This window comes from Halomonas sp. TA22 (genome assembly GCF_013009075.1).
In the GTDB taxonomy this organism is placed as follows: Bacteria; Pseudomonadota; Gammaproteobacteria; order Pseudomonadales; family Halomonadaceae; genus TA22.
This window is the reverse complement of the sequence record NZ_CP053108.1, coordinates 173635-189321: the sequence shown is the minus strand read 5'-3', so window position 1 is coordinate 189321 and position 15687 is coordinate 173635. Positions and strand designations below refer to the sequence as shown.

The following is a 15687-nucleotide window of genomic DNA, read 5'->3' as shown; positions in this document are numbered from 1 at the left end:
AACATCAAGGAAGAGAGCCATGTTCCATCATTCGTCCAATCTTCAGTACCCGGTTAAAGTCGACAAGCCCGATCCGCAATTCGCCATGCTGCTTCAGCAAGCCATTGGTGGCGTGGAGGGAGAAATTCGCGTCGCGATGCAGTATTTCTTCCAGGCCATGGGCGCGCGTGGCGATGACCGGATCCGCGACATGTTGATGTCGACGGCTACGGAAGAGCTTGCGCATATCGAAATGCTTGCCCATGCCGTGGCCCTCAATCTCGAGGGGGCCCCGCTTTCCTACCAGGAGGAGTCGGCCAAAGACCCTGTGGTCCACGCCATCCTGGGTGGCATGAACCCTCGCCATCTGTTGAGTTCGGGCCTCTCCGCCATGCCTGTCAACTCCAATGGCGTACCCTTCGACATGAGCCATATCTATGCCACCGGCAATGTGGGGGCGGACATGCTGGCCAACGTCGCCGCTGAATCGAGCGGTCGTGTGCTGGCCTCGCGTCTCTACAATTGGACCGATGACAAGGGGATGAAGGACTTCCTGTCGTTCCTGATCGCTCGCGACACCTATCACCAGCAGCAGTGGCTGGCAGTGATCGAGGAGCTGGGCGGTATCCAGGCAGCCTTGCCGATTCCCAACTCCACACCGGAAGAGCATGAGGCAACACAGCACTCTTACTACTATCTTAATACACTCATGGACAAGCAAGCACCGGAAGGACGCTGGGCCCAGGGTCCGTCACTGGATGGACGTGGCGAGTTCAGCGTCAAGCAGCAACCCGAACCGGAAGGCGAGCCCGCGTCGCTTGGCAAGGCGCGACCGGGTTCAGGTGCACAGAGCGAGCAGATTTGATTGTCGCTTGAAGCCCCGCACCGGTTTTTAACCAAGGAGAGGTAATATTATGAATGAGTCCAGCCGCAAGCATCTCAGTGACTGGTTGCGCGATGCGCACGCCATGGAAGTCCAAGCCGACAAGATGCTCAGGGACCAGGCGAGCCGTCTAGAGCACTACCCTGAGTTACAGTCTCGTATCGAGAAGCACATTCAGGAGACCCAAGGCCAGCTCGAGAAGCTTGAGAGCGTGATCGACAAGGCCGACATGGACACCTCCGCCTTCAAGGACATAGGCGCCAAATTCGCCGCCATGGGCCAATCGATGGGCGGTATGTTCGTCTCCGATGAAGTGGTCAAGGGTGGCATTGCCAGCCTCTCCTTCGAGCACTTCGAGATCGCTAACTACAAGGCCTTGATCAGTGCAGCGGAGTACTGTGGTGAGCTTGAAGTGAAACGCGTCTGCGAAGAGATCCTCAAGGAGGAGGAGAACATGGCGCAGTGGCTTGAAGAGAACCTTCCTGCCGTGACTCAGGCTTTCCTGGCACGCTCCAGCGAGGACGACGTTCCCGCCAAGCGTTGAGCGTAATGCCCCCCTGCAGCGAGCAAGACTCAAAGCAGTGGTGGCAAAGGCCTACAAAGCCGCACGGTAACCGTGCGGCTTTTCGTTCTATTAGGTGCTTAATACAGCGTCAATGAGCTTATCTCGATTAGGCAGCGTTCTCCTTTAGCGAGGCCATGTCGATCACGAAGCGGTAACGCACATCGCCCTTGATCATGCGCTGATAGGCCTCGTTAATCTCGTCGATACCGATCATCTCCACATCACAGGTGATGCCATGCTCGGCGCAGAAATCGAGCACCTCCTGGGTTTCCGGCATGCCACCGATCAACGAGCCGGCCAGTACGCGGCGCTTGAAGATCAGCGCAGCACCACTGATAGCGGGATCGATCGGCTCGAGCAGGCCTACCAGGATATGTATGCCATCATGCTTGAGTGCCGCCAGGTATGGGTTGAGGTCGTGCTGCACCGGTATGGTGTCGAGCATGAAGTCGAACGTCGCCTCCACCGCCGCCATCTGCGACTCATCAGTGGAGACTACCACGTGGTCGGCGCCCTGCTGCTTGGCCTCGGCGACCTTGCTCTCGGAGCGGGTAAACAGCGTGACCTCGGCACCGAACGCCTTGGCCAACTTGACGCCCATGTGACCAAGCCCACCCATACCGATCACCCCGATCTTATGGCCCTTGGTGACGCCGAAGTGCTTGAGTGGCGAGTAGGTGGTGATACCCGCGCACAGCAGCGGTGCGGCTGACTTGAGGTCGATCCCCTCGGGCATGCGCACCACGAAGCGTTCGCTGACCACGATCGCATCGGAGTAGCCCCCCTGGGTCAAGCTGCCATCATGCCGATCGGGGCTGCCATAGGTCATGGTGAAGCCCTCCAGACAGTACTGCTCGAGACCATCGTTGCACGCCGAACAGTGGCGACAGGAGTCGACCATGCAACCGACGCCGACGATATCACCCACCTTATACTGGCTAACCTCATCGCCTACCGAGGTGACACGTCCCACGATCTCGTGGCCAGGCACCACCGGGTAGGAGCTCATGCCCCAGTCATCCTGGGCGAAATGCAGATCGCTATGGCAGACCCCGCAATAGAGGATCTCAATGGCGACATCGTCCGGACGCGGCGTGCGGCGCTCAAACCGAAACGGTGCCAGCGGTGTGGTGGCGGAGTGGGCAGCATATCCTTTTGCTTCAGGCATGAATGTCTCCTTGTAAGTGAAACAGGCCGAAGGCGCTAACGCGCATGGCAATATCATGGCGATTAGCCAATATAGTGTGGCGCGATGCACGCCTCGCGGCCATACACGATTCTGTACAATGTTTGCTCAAAGCTATGAGATGGTGCTTGGCAATTACCTAACATCGGCAATTTTATGCCCAATGTTATTATTCGGCCATGTACCTCATGAATAGCGATGACCCTGGATGTCCCTGATCGACCCTAAGGCCGCCGCCGCGGCACACGACCGATATGGCGCCTCCATGGCGTCACTCATAGCACCGCTGGTGAAACGGGAGGGTTACTCTGAAACGCGTCTACCGGGCGTGCAGATCATTGCATCGCACTGTAGCCAGCCGCGCACGCCGCTGATCTACGATCCGAGCCTGGTGATCATCGTCCAGGGCAACAAGATCGGTTACCTGGAGGAGCGCGTCATCCATTATGGTCCCGGCAACTATCTCATCCAGGCGCTGCCGCTGCCCTTCGAGTGCGAAACCTTCGCCGCCGAACGACAGCCGTTGCTGGGTATCTCAGTGAGTCTGGATCGGCTCATGCTGGATGAGCTGGTCCGACCGTTGCTGGCAAGGGATGAGCGTTACCCGGTGATGGCCCCCTCGCCGATGGCGGCGGTGCCCATGAACGAATCCATGGGCGATAACGTGCTGAGGCTACTCGAGTGCCTGCACGATCCGCTGCTGTGCGAGGCGTTAGGCAGCGGTCGTGTGCGAGAGGTGCTGTTCGAGGCGCTGCGCGGCCCCCAGGGCGACTCACTGTGCCAACTGCTTCACACTTCGGGAAAGTATGCGCAGATCGCCGATGCGCTCGCCTACCTGCACCAGCATTATGCCCAGCCAATCTCGGTGGAACGGCTCGCCAGCCAGGTCAACATGAGCGCTTCGCACTTTCATCACCATTTCAAGCGCACCACGCAACAGGCCCCGATGCAGTACCTGAAACGGCTGCGCCTGCTCAGAGCGCGTCTGCTGCTCAACCGGCAGACGCTCAATGTCTCGGGCGTCGCGACTGCCGTGGGGTATCAGAGCGCCTCCCAGTTCAGCCGCGACTACAAGCGCTATTTCGGCCTCGCACCCACTGCCGAGCGCACCGGCTAAACCCTAGAACTCAAGACAGATCTTGCCGAAGTGACGCCCCGCCTCCTGATGGCGGAAGGCATCGGCAATCTCCTCCAGCGAGAATCGGCGGTCGATGACCGGGTGCAGGTCGCTTGTCTCCAGTGCCCGCACTAACTCCTGCTGCTGCCGACGGCTGCCGACGATCAGCCCCTGCAACCTGGCCTGCTTGGCCATCAACTTGACGGTTGGCACTTCGCCGCCACGCCCGGTGAGCACGCCGATCAGCGAGATATGTCCGCCGATTCGCACCGCGTCGATCGATTGCGGCAAGGTGCCAGGCCCTCCCACCTCGATCACGTGATCGACGCCATGCCCATCGGTCAGAGCCTTGACGCGCTTGCCCCACTCGGGCTCCGCCTTGTAGTTGATGGTGTGGTCCGCCCCCAGCGCCTTGAGTCGCTCGATCTTCTCATCCGACGACGAGGTGGCGATGACCCTCGCCCCCATCATCCTGGCGATCTGCAGCGCGAAGATCGACACCCCACCGGTGCCAAGCACCAGCACCGTATCGCCGGCCTTGAGACCACCATCGACCACCAGGGCCCGCCAGGCGGTCAGCCCCGCCGTGGTCAAGGTTGCCGCCTCGGCATGGCTGTACCCCTTGGGCGAGTGGGTGAACCAGCTCGCCGGGCGTACCACGTACTCGCGTGCATAGCCATCCACGCCATCGCCGGGCACGGTAGAGAAGTCGCCGACCATGGCTGGGCCTGTCTGCCAGGTAGGGAAGAAACAGGAGACCACGGCATCGCCCACCGTGAACTCCTCGACACCCTCGCCCACCGCCTCGACCACGCCGGCCCCGTCCGACATCGGGATCCGCCCGTCCTCGGTGGGCATCGCCCCGGACACCACCCCGTAGTCATGGAAGTTGAGCGAGCTTGCCTGAACTCGCACCAGGATCTCGCCCGGCCCCGGATTGGCCGGCGCGTCACGCTCGCTCAGCTCGAGATGATCAAGCCCGCCCGGGCTACGCAGTGTGACTACCTTCATCGATGTCTCCTTGAATCATGATCACATTTCCAATCCCAGACGCTGGTGCCATTCGGCGAGACTCTCGTCGGGATACTCCTCGCAACACTTGTCCTGCGCCTTCGCCTCCACCTCGACCCAGTCCGCCTTGCTACCGAGCATGAGATGCGTGCGCTCCGGCGGAGTCGGCAGCTCACTGTCGATGGCCGAGGCGAAGGGGTGGACAAGATCGGGCCAGCTCGGGTCGAAGAGCCACAGCGCACTGGCACAGTGCTTGCAAAAGTGCCGCTCCCCCGAGCTCTGCTGGCCATCGATGATCGCCCGGTATATCCCGATGTTGGGGCGCCCCTCCACCTCCAGCGTCTCGGCGTTGCCGCTCAGGTTGATGGCATAACCGCCACCTCCCGCCGTCTTGCGGCACACCGAGCAGTAGCAACGCATGAAGGGATAGGGGTGCGCCGATTCCAGCCGGAAGCTGACCGAACCACAGTGGCATGAGCCTTCGAGTCGCATGTCTCCTCCTTGCAAAATATTGCACCTGCAGCGAAGCATAGCTGGCCAGTGGGGCGTCTGCCTTCAGTCCGCGTGCGATGCCTCGCTCGGCGTCGGGTCGAGCCCCAAAAAGCCACCGGATTGGTGCCGCCACAGCGAGGCGTAGAGTCCATCCTCGTCCAGTAGCTCCTCATGGCTCCCCTGCTCGACGACACGCCCCCCGTCGATCACCAGCAGGCGATCGAGGGAGGCGATGGTGGAGAGGCGGTGGGCGATGGCGATCACCGTCTTGCCCTCCATCAGCGTGTAGAGCTGCTCCTGGATCGCCGCCTCGACCTCGGAGTCGAGCGCCGAGGTTGCCTCGTCGAGAATCAGGATCGGCGCGTTCTTGAGCAGCACCCGGGCGATCGCGATACGCTGGCGCTGACCGCCGGAAAGCTTCACCCCGCGCTCACCGACATGGGCATCGAGCCCGGTGCGCCCCTGGGGATCGCTGAGCGTGTCGATGAACGTATCGGCATGGGCGCGGCGGGCAGCGGCAAGCGCCTCCTCCTCGCTGGCATCGGGCTTGCCGTAGCGGATATTGTCGAGAATCGAGCGGTGCAGCAGCGAGGTATCCTGGGTCACCATGCCGATATGCCGCCGCAACGACTCCTGAGTCACCCCGGCGATATCCTGCCCGTCGATCAGGATGCGGCCGCCCTCGACGTCATGAAAGCGCAGCAGCAGGTTGACCAGCGTCGACTTGCCAGCCCCGGAGCGGCCGATCAGCCCGATCTTCTCGCCTGGGCGAATCGTCAGATCGAGATGCTCGACCACCGGCGTCTCGCCACCATAACCGAAGCGCACCTGATCGAAACGGATCTCGCCGTGGGTCACGGCAAGCTCCTTGGCATCATCGCGGTCACGCACGGCGGGCGGCTGGGCGATGGTATTGATACCGTCCTGCACGGTGCCGATGTTCTCGAACAGCCCCGCCACCTCCCACAGGATCCAGTCGGACATCGAGCGCAGCCGCAGCACCAGGGCGATCGCCACGGCGATGGCGCCAAGCCCGATCGCCGCCTGCTGCCAGGCAAAGATCGCGATCCCGGCGATACTCGCAAGCAACAGCGCATTGCTGGTCTGCAGACAGACCGTGAGCACCGTCACCAGGCGCATCTGGCGGTAGACGGTGTTCATGAAACCGCTCATCGCCTCGCGGGCGTAGTCCTGCTCGCGCAGCGTATGGGCAAACAGCTTGATGGTCTGGATATTGGTGTAGCTATCGACCACGCGGCCGGTCATCTGCGCCCGGGCATCGGCCTGAGCCATCGAGATGCGCCGCAGGCGCGGCACGAAGTAGCACATGATGGCGATATAGATGCCGAGCCACAGCACCAGCGGCAGCATCAGCCATGGCTCGGCGCGCCCGACCAGGAACATCGCCCCGCTGAAGTAGACCACCACGTAGACGAACACATCCATCAGCTTGACCACCGTCTCGCGGATCGCCAGCGCCGTCTGCATCACCTTCTGCGATACCCGCCCGGCGAACTCGTCCTGGAAGAAGATCATGCTCTGGCGCAGGATGTAGCGGTGCGTCAGCCAGCGGGCGATCATCGGATAGTTGCCGAAGACCGTCTGATGCGTGAGCAGCGACTGTGCCAGTACCGCCAGCGGGAAGCCGATCACCACGAGCGCCCCCATCGCCAACAGGGTGCTGCCATGCTCGCTGAAGAATGTCTCGCGATCCGCAGCGGCCAGCCAATCCACCAGCGAGCCGAGAAAGCTCAGGATGACCACTTCGGTGATCGAGAGCAGCGCCGTGACCAGCGCCATCAATACAAGCCAGGGCAGCACCGGACGCGAATAGTGATACAAGAAGGCCACCAGACCACGCGGCGGCTCGCTCGGCTCGTCGATGGGAAACGGGTCGACCAGCCGTTCGAAGTAACGGAACATAAAGGATCCTTGTGTTGAGTCATCGGCCCCGGTCAGGGCCGCTCCAGGCTGACGATGCGCGTGAGAAAGTGTTCTATCCCCTGCAGATACTCCACCTCGCTGTCGATGAAGCCGGTATTGTGGCCACCCCCGATCACCAGCATCTGCTTGGGCTCGCTTGCCGCCTCGAACACCGCCTCACCTTCGCTGAAGGGAATGATCTCGTCTTCGCGGCTATGGATCACCAGCAGCGGTGAGGCGATCTGCTTTACGTACTCCTGGGTAGGGTAGTCGAAGCGCGACAGCCAGCGGACGGGCAGAAACGGGTAGAGTTGCTGCGCGAGGTGCGGCACCGAGCGGAACGGGGATTCGAGGATCACCCCGGCAGGCAGGTCATCACCTCGCTTCCGGTGGGCGAGCTCCGCGGCGACAGCCGAGCCCAGCGAACGGCCGAAGAGCACGATCTCGCTTGCCGGCAGGCCCCTCTCCTCGCGAAGCCACCGCCAGCCGGCCCGCGCATCGCGGGCAATACCCGCTTCGGAAGGCCTGCCCTCGCTACGGCCATAGCCACGGTAGTCGAGTATCAGCACCGACAGGCCCAGGCGGTTGAAGTGGGCAAGTGATGCCAGGCGATGCGAGATATTGCCGGCATTGCCGTGCAAGAACAGCAGGGTACCGCGAGGCTCCGCTGCCGGCACCCACCAGGCGTCGAGCATCAGGCCATCCTCGGTTTCGAGTGCCACCGACTCCCAGGCAAGGCCGATCTCCGCTGGTGTGGCGACATGCTCACGCCCTAGCGGCACGTAGAGTAACCGGTCCTGGAACGCCCACGCCAGCCCCACGACCAGGGCGTAGATCGCGACCAGCCCAAACAGGAAACGCCACATGAGCACACCTCGTCAGCGGTTTCGGCGACCATTTCTCGAACGTAAGCGAGCGTTTACTTCCCGTGCCATTTGGATAGCCACCACTACGCCTACTATAGTGAATCGTGGCAAACCAGTGGATTCAGGCCAACAGGAGGGCAACCCATGCCAGCAAAGTCTAAATCTCAGCAAATGGCCGCCGGCGCGGCGCTTTCGGCCAAGCGCGGCGACAAGAAGGTCAACGAGCTCGAGGGCGCGTCTAAATCGATGTATGAATCGATGAGCGAGAAGGAGCTCGAGGAGATGGCCTCCTCCAAACGCAAGGGCAAGCCCGACCACAACGCGAAATCATGAATCGGGGCGCCGGAAAGGCGCCCCAGTCAATGCTCACTTACCTGGATCAGCCGTCGATGAAGGCCTGGTACGCCTCCCAGGCATCCTCCACCCCCGCCTCCAGGAAACGTTGGCCATGTTCGACAGTGGCAAGCGACGGGTCGGAGCCCATGCGGCCATCCGGAAAGCGCCGCCGAAACTCGTCGGCAGTGCACATGGCGCTGCCCTTGGGCGCGATCTTGGGTGACATGGCGACCTGCTTGACCGCTTCAGGGCGCGCGTACCAGGAGAGCGCGATCTCCGAAGCCGTGGCATGACTGCCTTCGGCATCACCATATAGCGACTTGGCCAATTCACGCCCGCGCCGTCCGGCGAACCAGTTGAATAGCGCCAGGTTGAGTTCGACGCCACGTGAAGCCCCGAAGCTCTGCTCGCTGTGGATCTCGGCAAAGGCCGCACTGATGGTGGCGATATTGCCACCGTGTCCATTGATGAAGAACACATGGGTGAAGCCGTGCCGAGCAAGCGAGGCAACAGTATCGCGCAGCACGGCGATCAGCGTGCTTGGCCGCAGTGTCAGGGTGCCGGGAAAGGCGAGGTGATGCTGCGCCACGCCGATGTTCTGGGTCGGGGCCACCAGCACGTCATGCCGCTCTCCCAGCGCCCAGGCGATTGCCTCGGGGCAGATCGCATCGGTACCCATCAGCCCGTTAGGGCCATGCTGCTCGGTAGAGCCGATCGGCACGATGATACCCCTGGCGCGCTGCAGGTAGGTTTCCACCTCCTGCCAGGTCGCGTTCTGCAGTTTCATGCTCTCTCCTCGTCATGCGCCGGTTGCCCTAGCGTCCTCTCAATCGTCGTCTCCGTCGTCGCGGGCTCGCTCACGGCGCTCGGCTTCCTCCTCCTGAACATCTTCGATCACCGCCATCAGATCACCGACATCGACGAGACGGGTATCGTGAACGAAACGACCGGTCAGCTGGCTCTCCGGGTGTAGCTCGCCCGATTCGAACAGGGCCCAGAGCTCCTTGCCAAATTCGGTCGTCAGCAGCTCAGGAGCGAAGCGCCCGAAGTAGTCGCGCATGTTGTTGACGTCGCGTTCGAGCATCATCGCCGCACTGTTGTTACCCGCCGCATTCACCGCCTGGGGCAGGTCAATGATTACCGGCCCGTCCGGCGCCAGCAGCACGTTGAATTCGGAGAGATCGCCATGGATCAGCCCGGCGCTCAACATGCGCACCACGTCGGCGATGATCTTGGCGTGATACTGCCTGGCCTGCTCCGGGGTGAGCGTCACGTCGTCGAGGCGCGGCGCGGCATAGCCTTCGCCGTCGTCGATCATCTCCATCAGCAGCACACCATCGACGAAGCCGTAGGGCTTGGGCACACGCACTCCCGCCGACGCCAACCGGTAAAGGGCGTCCACCTCGGCGTTCAACCAATCCTGCTCCTGTTCCTTCTGCCCGTATCGGGTCTTCTTGGCCATCGCCCGGGCGCGGCGGGTGTTACGCACCTTGCGCCCCTCCTGGTACTGCACCGCCTGCTTGAAGCTGCGCTGCTTGGCCTCCTTGAATACCTTGGCACAGCGCAGCTCATCGCCGCAGCGAACGACGTATACCTGGGCTTCCTTACCGCTCATCAGCTGATTGACGACCTCATCGATCATGCCATCGTCGACCAGCGGCTGTAATCGCTTGGGTACTTTCATAGGCCCCTTGTTGTTAATCCTCGAGGATGGATCCTGTGGGTAGAGAATAGCTCCTGAATGAGCCCGGGAGTTAACAATTGACCCGACGGGCGCGGAAAGAGCGCCCTTTCATCTTGCCCGAACTCAACTTCTCCAGTGCGACGTTGACCACGTCGCGACGAACCGCAACATAGGCACTGCGCTCCAGCACCTTGATCTTGCCCACCTGGTCGCCGTTGATGCCCGCCTCACCGGTCAACGCACCGAGGATGTCCCCCGGCCGCACCTTCTGCTTCTTGCCGCCATCGAGCTGCAGAGTGGCCATGCGCGGTATCAGCGGCTCCGGCTCGCCTCGCAACGCCGGTAACGGCTCGGCCTCGAGCGGCTGGTCAAGGAACTCGGCGAGACGCTCCAGGCGGTAGTGCTCCTTGTCGCTGACCAGGGTGCAGGCCACGCCGCTGCTGCCGGCCCGACCGGTACGCCCGATACGGTGCACATGCACCTCGAGCTCACGGGCGATCTGGTAGTTGATCACCATGTCCAGCGCTTCGATATCCAGACCGCGCGCCGCCACGTCGGTAGCCACCAGGAGGGAGATACTGCCATTGGCGAACAGTACCAGGGTGCGGTCGCGATCGCGCTGCTCCAGGTCGCCATTCAAGGCCAGGGCGCTGAAGCCCTGCTCACGCAAGGCGTCGACCAGTTCCTGCGTCTCACGCTTGGTATTGCAAAACACCACGCATGACTCGGGACGGAAGTGCAGTAGCAACCGGCGCAGCGCCTCGAAACGCGACACCTCATCGGCGACCCGGTAGATGTGCTGACGAATGCTCATCTGATCATGCGTGGCGATCACTGCCACCGTGACCGGATCGCGCATCAGCCGCTCGGCGACGGGCCGAATGCTGTCACCATAAGTGGCACTGAACAGCAGAGTTTGTCGGCTGGCGGGTGTCTGACCGACGATCGCCTCCAGCGAAGCCTGAAAGCCCATGTCGAGCATGCGGTCGGCTTCATCCAGCACCAGGGTGGTGAGCTCATCAAGTGCCAGCGAGCCCTTGCGCAAGTGCTCCTCCACGCGCCCAGGGGTGCCGACGATCACATGCGCACCGTGCTCAAGCGAGTTGAGCTGCGGCCCGAGCGGCGCACCACCGCACAGCGTCAGTACCTTGACGTTGGACAGGCCGCGCGCCAGCCGTCTCACCTCGCCGGCCACTTGGTCGGCCAGCTCACGGGTCGGACACAGCACCAGCGCCTGCACGCGAAAGCGCGTCACCTCGACTCGCGAGAGCAGGCTCAGGCCGAATGCCGCCGTCTTGCCCGAGCCAGTCTTGGCCTGGGCGATGACGTCACGTCCGGCCAGCATCGCCGGCAGGCTCTTTTGCTGAATCGGCGTCATGGCGTGATAGCCAAGCGACTTCAGGTTGGCAAGCAGCTCCGGCATCAGCGGCAGGGAAGCGAAATCGCCATCGTGGATATCACTGGAGTCGGGCACGGAATCAGACACGTTGGGGGTCCTGTAACGAAATCAAGGCGTGAAGCGAGCGGGAGGTCGAAGGGGAGCGCAGCCGAGGAGATAAAGGCCATATACAAGGGTGCAAAGGCAGCAGAATAGCAGAGACCGCCGTGGTATGCCCGTGTGCGGATTGCACGCATGGTTTCCTGCCACTCGGGCACGTTATCATCATGCCTACCTCTCCTGCCAAGATGCCTTCATGCCGATACTCAACAGCATCGTCCATCAGATCGACAAGCCCACCCCCGATCGTCCCGCCACGCTACAACGGGCCGGCCAGGCGCATGACGCAACACCGTCCATGGCGGATCTGCTGGCAAGCTTCAATGACAGTTTTCATGCCAAGCCCAAGACGTGGGGCCACTTCAGCCATGCGACGGGGAGTCGCGCATTCGAGATGGCACTCGCGCGTTACCTCGACGATGAAGGCGACTTTACGACCTTTACCCTGGAAGTGGTGGAGAAGCTCAAGGCACTCATCGACGTACACCTGCCGGTGGGTGGCCCGGTACTGTTCGTTCACTACCAGCAGGGCGATACCCAGTACCTGAGCTTCTCCCTGCTGCATCACCGCCAAGGCTTCGGTATCGATGCCTCTCTCAAGGTAGCCGCGGTACAGCAGCTCAACCTCAGCCAGTTGATGCTGGCAGCGCGCATCGACCTGAACCAGTGGAGAGGCGGGAAATCGCAGCAGTACATTTCCTTCATCAAGGATCGCGGCGGCAAAAAACTCGCCGACGACTTCCGCGAACTGCTGGGCTGCGAGGAGGGGGTAGACTCCAGTGGCGAGACGCGCACCCTGCTCAAGGCCTTCAGCGATTACGTGGAGAGCGAGGATCTCTCCGAGGAGCAGAGCCGTGAGAAGACCGACACACTGATCGACTACGCCAGTAACCAGGCTCGACGTGGCGAGCCGATCACCTTGGACGAGCTCTCGGAATTGGTCGACGAACAGCAGCCAAAAGCTTTCTACGATTACATCCGTCAGCAGGACTACGGCCTTTCGCCGGAGATTCCCGCCGACCGACGCACGCTCAACCAGTTCCGGCGCTTCACGGGCCGCTCTGCTGGCGTATCGATCAGCTTCGACTCTCACCTGCTGGGTTCAGGCATCGAGTACGATTCACAGCATGATCGCCTGATCATCAAACAGGTTCCACCGCAACTGCGCGACCAGATCAAGCGCCGCGAGGGGTCATAGGCACCAACGAGAAGGCCGATCGGGGAGTGGCGCCTTGCCAACCCCGACCGGCCTTGGTCACATGAGACTCCTTGCGTCACGCCAGAAGCTCAAGCCAACGACTGCCTTCCGTTAACGAGGATCAGGTATCCCGCGTCGAGCGGCTGCCGCTCTTGATGGCATCGTCACCCTTGGAGCCAGCCCCGCCGGTACCTACCTTAGCACTGGCCGCAGACGAGGGTGCCGTCATCGCTTCGCCATGCGAAGCACCGCCAGGCGTGGTCTCCTCCTTGGTGACCGGCGCCGTGGCCCCTGTCGAGGTGGAGCCGGATTTGGCGGATGGCACATCCGACTGTCCGGACTGGGCCTCCTCGGCCTTGTCATGAATCTTGTCACGAGCCTCTTCGATTTTCTCGCGGGCCTCGCCGACCTTCTCCTGGGCGGCGGCTTGTGCCTTTTCCGCCTGTTCATGACCCGCTTCCGACGCCTTGTGCATTGCCCGGTCGCGATACTCGCCCAGATACTTGTTCTCGACCCGCGTCGCCGGGAACATGCCACCTAGAGCCGCACCGATGGCAAGGCCCAAAGCACCCGCAACGAAGGGATGATCTTGGATGAAGCCTCCCGCCTGGCTACCCGCGTGCTTGGCGCGATGCGATATGTCATGCATCGAATCGTGCATCGAGTGGTTGCTATTGCGCAGGTGCGATGCGCTATCGCGCATATGTGATGTGGTATCTCGCATACTCTCCCCCATGTGCTGTGCTGTTCCCTTCACGCTGTCCGTGATGTGCTGCGCCTTGCTCTTAACGGCATCCATCCGACTCTTGTCCGATGCCGAGCCACTGGCGCTCCCGGCAGGCGGCGTGCTCCCCACTGAAGGGGTGGCCTGCGACGTGGTGGCAGAGGCCCCCACGGAAGCGGGATCGGTCCCATAGGTGGTGGTGCCGGCGCCCGTCATGCTGTCGGAATGCGTGTGGGTGGAAGACGCATGTGTAGTGTGTGTGGGTGGAACTCCCGGACTTGGTGACGCGCCACTGACATGATTATGCGAACCTCTGCTGGCATCATTGTATCCCGCATTGGTTCGCATTCTTGAGCGGCCATCGTCATGGTGCGTAGGTTTGCGCTGTGCCAGTATCAGCCAGCCCAGCCCAGCGCTAGTGAGCATGAACGGCACAGGATTGCGTTTGATGGCATCGCCAAGGTTGGCGATGAACTCATTGGCACCGCCATGGCGCAGGTAGTCGTAACCCGCGTTCATCAACTGCTGAGGAGAGAAGCGCTCCTCGATTTCATGCAGGGTATGATCGAGACGCGCACGCGTCTCATGAATTTCGCTCTCGATCTCTTCCGATTTGCGCTGATCGCGGTGCTCGCTCATTTCAGCTCCTCCTTGGCTATTTCTTCATGCTGCTTGGCGAAATCCTTGTCGCGCTGCAAGCTGGCCATGGTCCTGTTTGGCATCAGGTTCTGGCTCTGCAGCTTCTTGCGTCCGCTCTGAAGCATGATGAAACCAATGATGGCGACGACACCGCCAACGATCAGGGCTGACAGCCAAGGCGTATTAAGCGCCTCGTCGAGGGCGAACACCGCTGCTGCGAGCAGCACGAGAAAACCGCACAAGAGCACAGCGCCCGCCGTCGCGATGGCTGCAATGCCACCCATGGCCTGGCTAGTCTTCTCGGACATCTCCACTTTCGCAAGTTCCGTTTCCTTGCGCACAAGTGACGTCATCTCGCGGGTCAGGCTTGAGAGAAGTGATCCGATGGAGGAGTTTTCCGTTGTAGAGCGGTTATCTGCATCCATGCTATTTAGCCTCCCTGGCTGTTAGAAACGAAGGGAATTAACCTATTAACAATGAAGCCTCTAACTCTGCCGAATTAGCACCTCGACTCAGTATTGCGGCGCATCATCGTAACTGCTGTCAGTCGTGCCACTCCGCTTACCGGAGCTGCGCAGAAAGCGGGATATAAAGAAACCCGCCGCAATCGCTCCGCCCATGAATAGTACCGGTTCACGACGACTGTATTGCTGAGCGTCATTAACCAGACTCTGAATATCCTTTTCACGAAGTTGTTGAGAGACGTGATCGACACAGTTGGCCATGTTTCTGGCGTAGCCAGAAAAGTAGGATTGATCCTGATTGTCGAACTCATCGGCCATCTTCTGAAACACGCTGGAAAGCTTGCTGGTCTGCTCCACCGCCGCCTCTTTCTGGCTATTGAACATGTTCTCAGCCTGCTGTCGCGCTGCGCCGGCGACTTCTTCGACCGTGTCCCGCGCCTCGTCCTTCAACTCGTGCGCCTGCCCTTGGGCTTCTCTCTTGATCTCCTCACTGCCCATGGTGCCGCCATGGGATGAGGATGATGCGCCTGTGCCGGTCTGATTATCTGAACCCACCATGCTGTTACCTCCATGTTTTGACATGACTTTTAACCAAGGCGCGTAATTCCGTTGGCGCCTGCCCTTACAATCTAGGGCCTCATACTCGAACGATAGTTCGCATAGGCAGGTTGTCAATGTCCGACTTGCTATCCCAAGATAATATGGGCCAACATCAATACCTGTAATTACACGCGCTGCATTTGAATACACAAGACATAAAAATCATAAAAAACATCAGAAAAAAATTGCAACACTGACTTACAAAACCGACTGATATTAACGACACCAATTTTATGCATGCGCAGCCACAGCCATGCCTCGAGATCGCTCAAGCAAGCCATCCAAAACGCTATCCTTGGCTAGCGCTACCGCTATCGCGATCATTGTCACAGCCCATGGTGCCACCCTTGGCCCAGTTCTTGCCGTCGATCTCATTGAAGAAGAGCTGCACGCTATCTGCATTGGCACCATAGACCTCGACGAACGCTTCAGTGATACGCCTGGCCAGCTCACGCTTCTGTTCGACCGAACGCGGAAACTGCTGAATAGTTACGATAGGCATGCTCATCTCCCTGTATCAAA

17 protein-coding genes are annotated in these 15687 nt (G+C 60.9%); 5 read left to right on the top strand and 12 right to left on the bottom strand.

Features of this window, described 5'->3' with window-relative positions:
• Positions 1 to 19 precede the first annotated feature (19 nt).
• A complete protein-coding gene (locus HJD22_RS00905) occupies positions 20 to 844 on the top strand; it encodes a manganese catalase family protein (protein ID WP_208654826.1) in 825 nt (274 codons plus the stop codon).
• Positions 845 to 893: 49 nt separating this feature from the next.
• Complete coding sequence (locus tag HJD22_RS00900; RefSeq protein ID WP_208654827.1) at positions 894 to 1406, top strand: ferritin-like domain-containing protein; 513 nt, start codon at positions 894 to 896, stop codon at positions 1404 to 1406.
• Positions 1407 to 1533: 127 nt separating this feature from the next.
• Here the strand turns inward: HJD22_RS00900 and HJD22_RS00895 are convergent, their stop codons facing one another.
• Positions 1534 to 2595: an NAD(P)-dependent alcohol dehydrogenase gene (locus HJD22_RS00895; RefSeq protein ID WP_208654828.1), complete on the bottom strand. Its 1062-nt coding sequence runs from the start codon at positions 2593 to 2595 to the stop codon at positions 1534 to 1536.
• A gap of 283 nt (positions 2596 to 2878) precedes the next feature.
• On the opposite strand from HJD22_RS00895, the gene HJD22_RS00890 reads away from it, so the two are divergent.
• A complete protein-coding gene (locus HJD22_RS00890; protein WP_248730041.1) occupies positions 2879 to 3730 on the top strand; it encodes an AraC family transcriptional regulator in 852 nt (283 codons plus the stop codon).
• Between the two features lie 3 nt (positions 3731 to 3733).
• Here HJD22_RS00890 and HJD22_RS00885 read toward each other — a convergent pair whose 3' ends face one another.
• The 4 genes from HJD22_RS00885 to HJD22_RS00870 form a co-directional block, all read right to left on the bottom strand.
• Positions 3734 to 4741, bottom strand: coding sequence for an NAD(P)-dependent alcohol dehydrogenase (locus HJD22_RS00885; protein WP_208654830.1), 1008 nt, complete (start codon positions 4739 to 4741; stop codon positions 3734 to 3736).
• A 21-nt stretch (positions 4742 to 4762) separates the two neighbouring features.
• The gene (locus tag HJD22_RS00880) at positions 4763 to 5233 is read right to left on the bottom strand and encodes a GFA family protein (RefSeq protein ID WP_208654831.1); all 471 of its coding nucleotides are present in this window, start codon (positions 5231 to 5233) and stop codon (positions 4763 to 4765) included.
• A gap of 63 nt (positions 5234 to 5296) precedes the next feature.
• A complete protein-coding gene (locus HJD22_RS00875) occupies positions 5297 to 7156 on the bottom strand; it encodes an ABC transporter ATP-binding protein (protein ID WP_208654832.1) in 1860 nt (619 codons plus the stop codon).
• Between the two features lie 32 nt (positions 7157 to 7188).
• On the bottom strand, positions 7189 to 8022 hold the full coding sequence (locus HJD22_RS00870) for an alpha/beta hydrolase (protein WP_208654833.1): 834 nt from the start codon (positions 8020 to 8022) through the stop codon (positions 7189 to 7191).
• Between the two features lie 144 nt (positions 8023 to 8166).
• On the opposite strand from HJD22_RS00870, the gene HJD22_RS00865 reads away from it, so the two are divergent.
• Positions 8167 to 8355, top strand: a complete 189-nt coding sequence (locus HJD22_RS00865; RefSeq protein WP_208654834.1) for a DUF3008 family protein — start codon at positions 8167 to 8169, stop codon at positions 8353 to 8355.
• Between the two features lie 46 nt (positions 8356 to 8401).
• Here the strand turns inward: HJD22_RS00865 and HJD22_RS00860 are convergent, their stop codons facing one another.
• The 3 genes from HJD22_RS00860 to dbpA form a co-directional block, all read right to left on the bottom strand.
• Positions 8402 to 9145, bottom strand: a complete 744-nt coding sequence (locus HJD22_RS00860) for a creatininase family protein (RefSeq protein ID WP_208654835.1) — start codon at positions 9143 to 9145, stop codon at positions 8402 to 8404.
• Between the two features lie 39 nt (positions 9146 to 9184).
• Positions 9185 to 10042 (bottom strand): PA4780 family RIO1-like protein kinase, encoded by an 858-nt coding sequence (locus tag HJD22_RS00855; protein ID WP_208654836.1) that lies wholly within the window; start codon positions 10040 to 10042, stop codon positions 9185 to 9187.
• A gap of 70 nt (positions 10043 to 10112) precedes the next feature.
• Positions 10113 to 11498, bottom strand: coding sequence for an ATP-dependent RNA helicase DbpA (dbpA, locus tag HJD22_RS00850; RefSeq protein ID WP_208656806.1), 1386 nt, complete (start codon positions 11496 to 11498; stop codon positions 10113 to 10115).
• A 238-nt stretch (positions 11499 to 11736) separates the two neighbouring features.
• Here dbpA and yejK point away from each other — a divergent pair, with 238 nt between their 5' ends.
• Positions 11737 to 12738 carry a nucleoid-associated protein YejK gene (gene yejK, locus HJD22_RS00845; RefSeq protein WP_208654837.1) on the top strand — a complete coding sequence of 334 codons (1002 nt, stop codon included), beginning with the start codon at positions 11737 to 11739 and terminating at the stop codon, positions 12736 to 12738.
• Positions 12739 to 12859: 121 nt separating this feature from the next.
• Here the strand turns inward: yejK and HJD22_RS00840 are convergent, their stop codons facing one another.
• The 4 genes from HJD22_RS00840 to HJD22_RS00825 all read right to left on the bottom strand — a co-directional run bounded on the left by HJD22_RS00840 (position 12860) and on the right by HJD22_RS00825 (position 15667).
• Complete coding sequence (locus HJD22_RS00840) at positions 12860 to 14101, bottom strand: DUF3618 domain-containing protein (protein WP_208654838.1); 1242 nt, start codon at positions 14099 to 14101, stop codon at positions 12860 to 12862.
• A complete protein-coding gene (locus HJD22_RS00835; protein ID WP_208654839.1) occupies positions 14098 to 14526 on the bottom strand; it encodes a phage holin family protein in 429 nt (142 codons plus the stop codon). Before HJD22_RS00835 ends, HJD22_RS00840 begins: the two co-directional genes overlap by 4 nt.
• Positions 14527 to 14613: 87 nt before the next feature.
• A complete protein-coding gene (locus HJD22_RS00830; RefSeq protein WP_208654840.1) occupies positions 14614 to 15123 on the bottom strand; it encodes a hypothetical protein in 510 nt (169 codons plus the stop codon).
• A gap of 331 nt (positions 15124 to 15454) precedes the next feature.
• Complete coding sequence (locus HJD22_RS00825; protein WP_208654841.1) at positions 15455 to 15667, bottom strand: 4-oxalocrotonate tautomerase family protein; 213 nt, start codon at positions 15665 to 15667, stop codon at positions 15455 to 15457.
• Between the last annotated feature and the right edge of the window lie 20 nt (positions 15668 to 15687).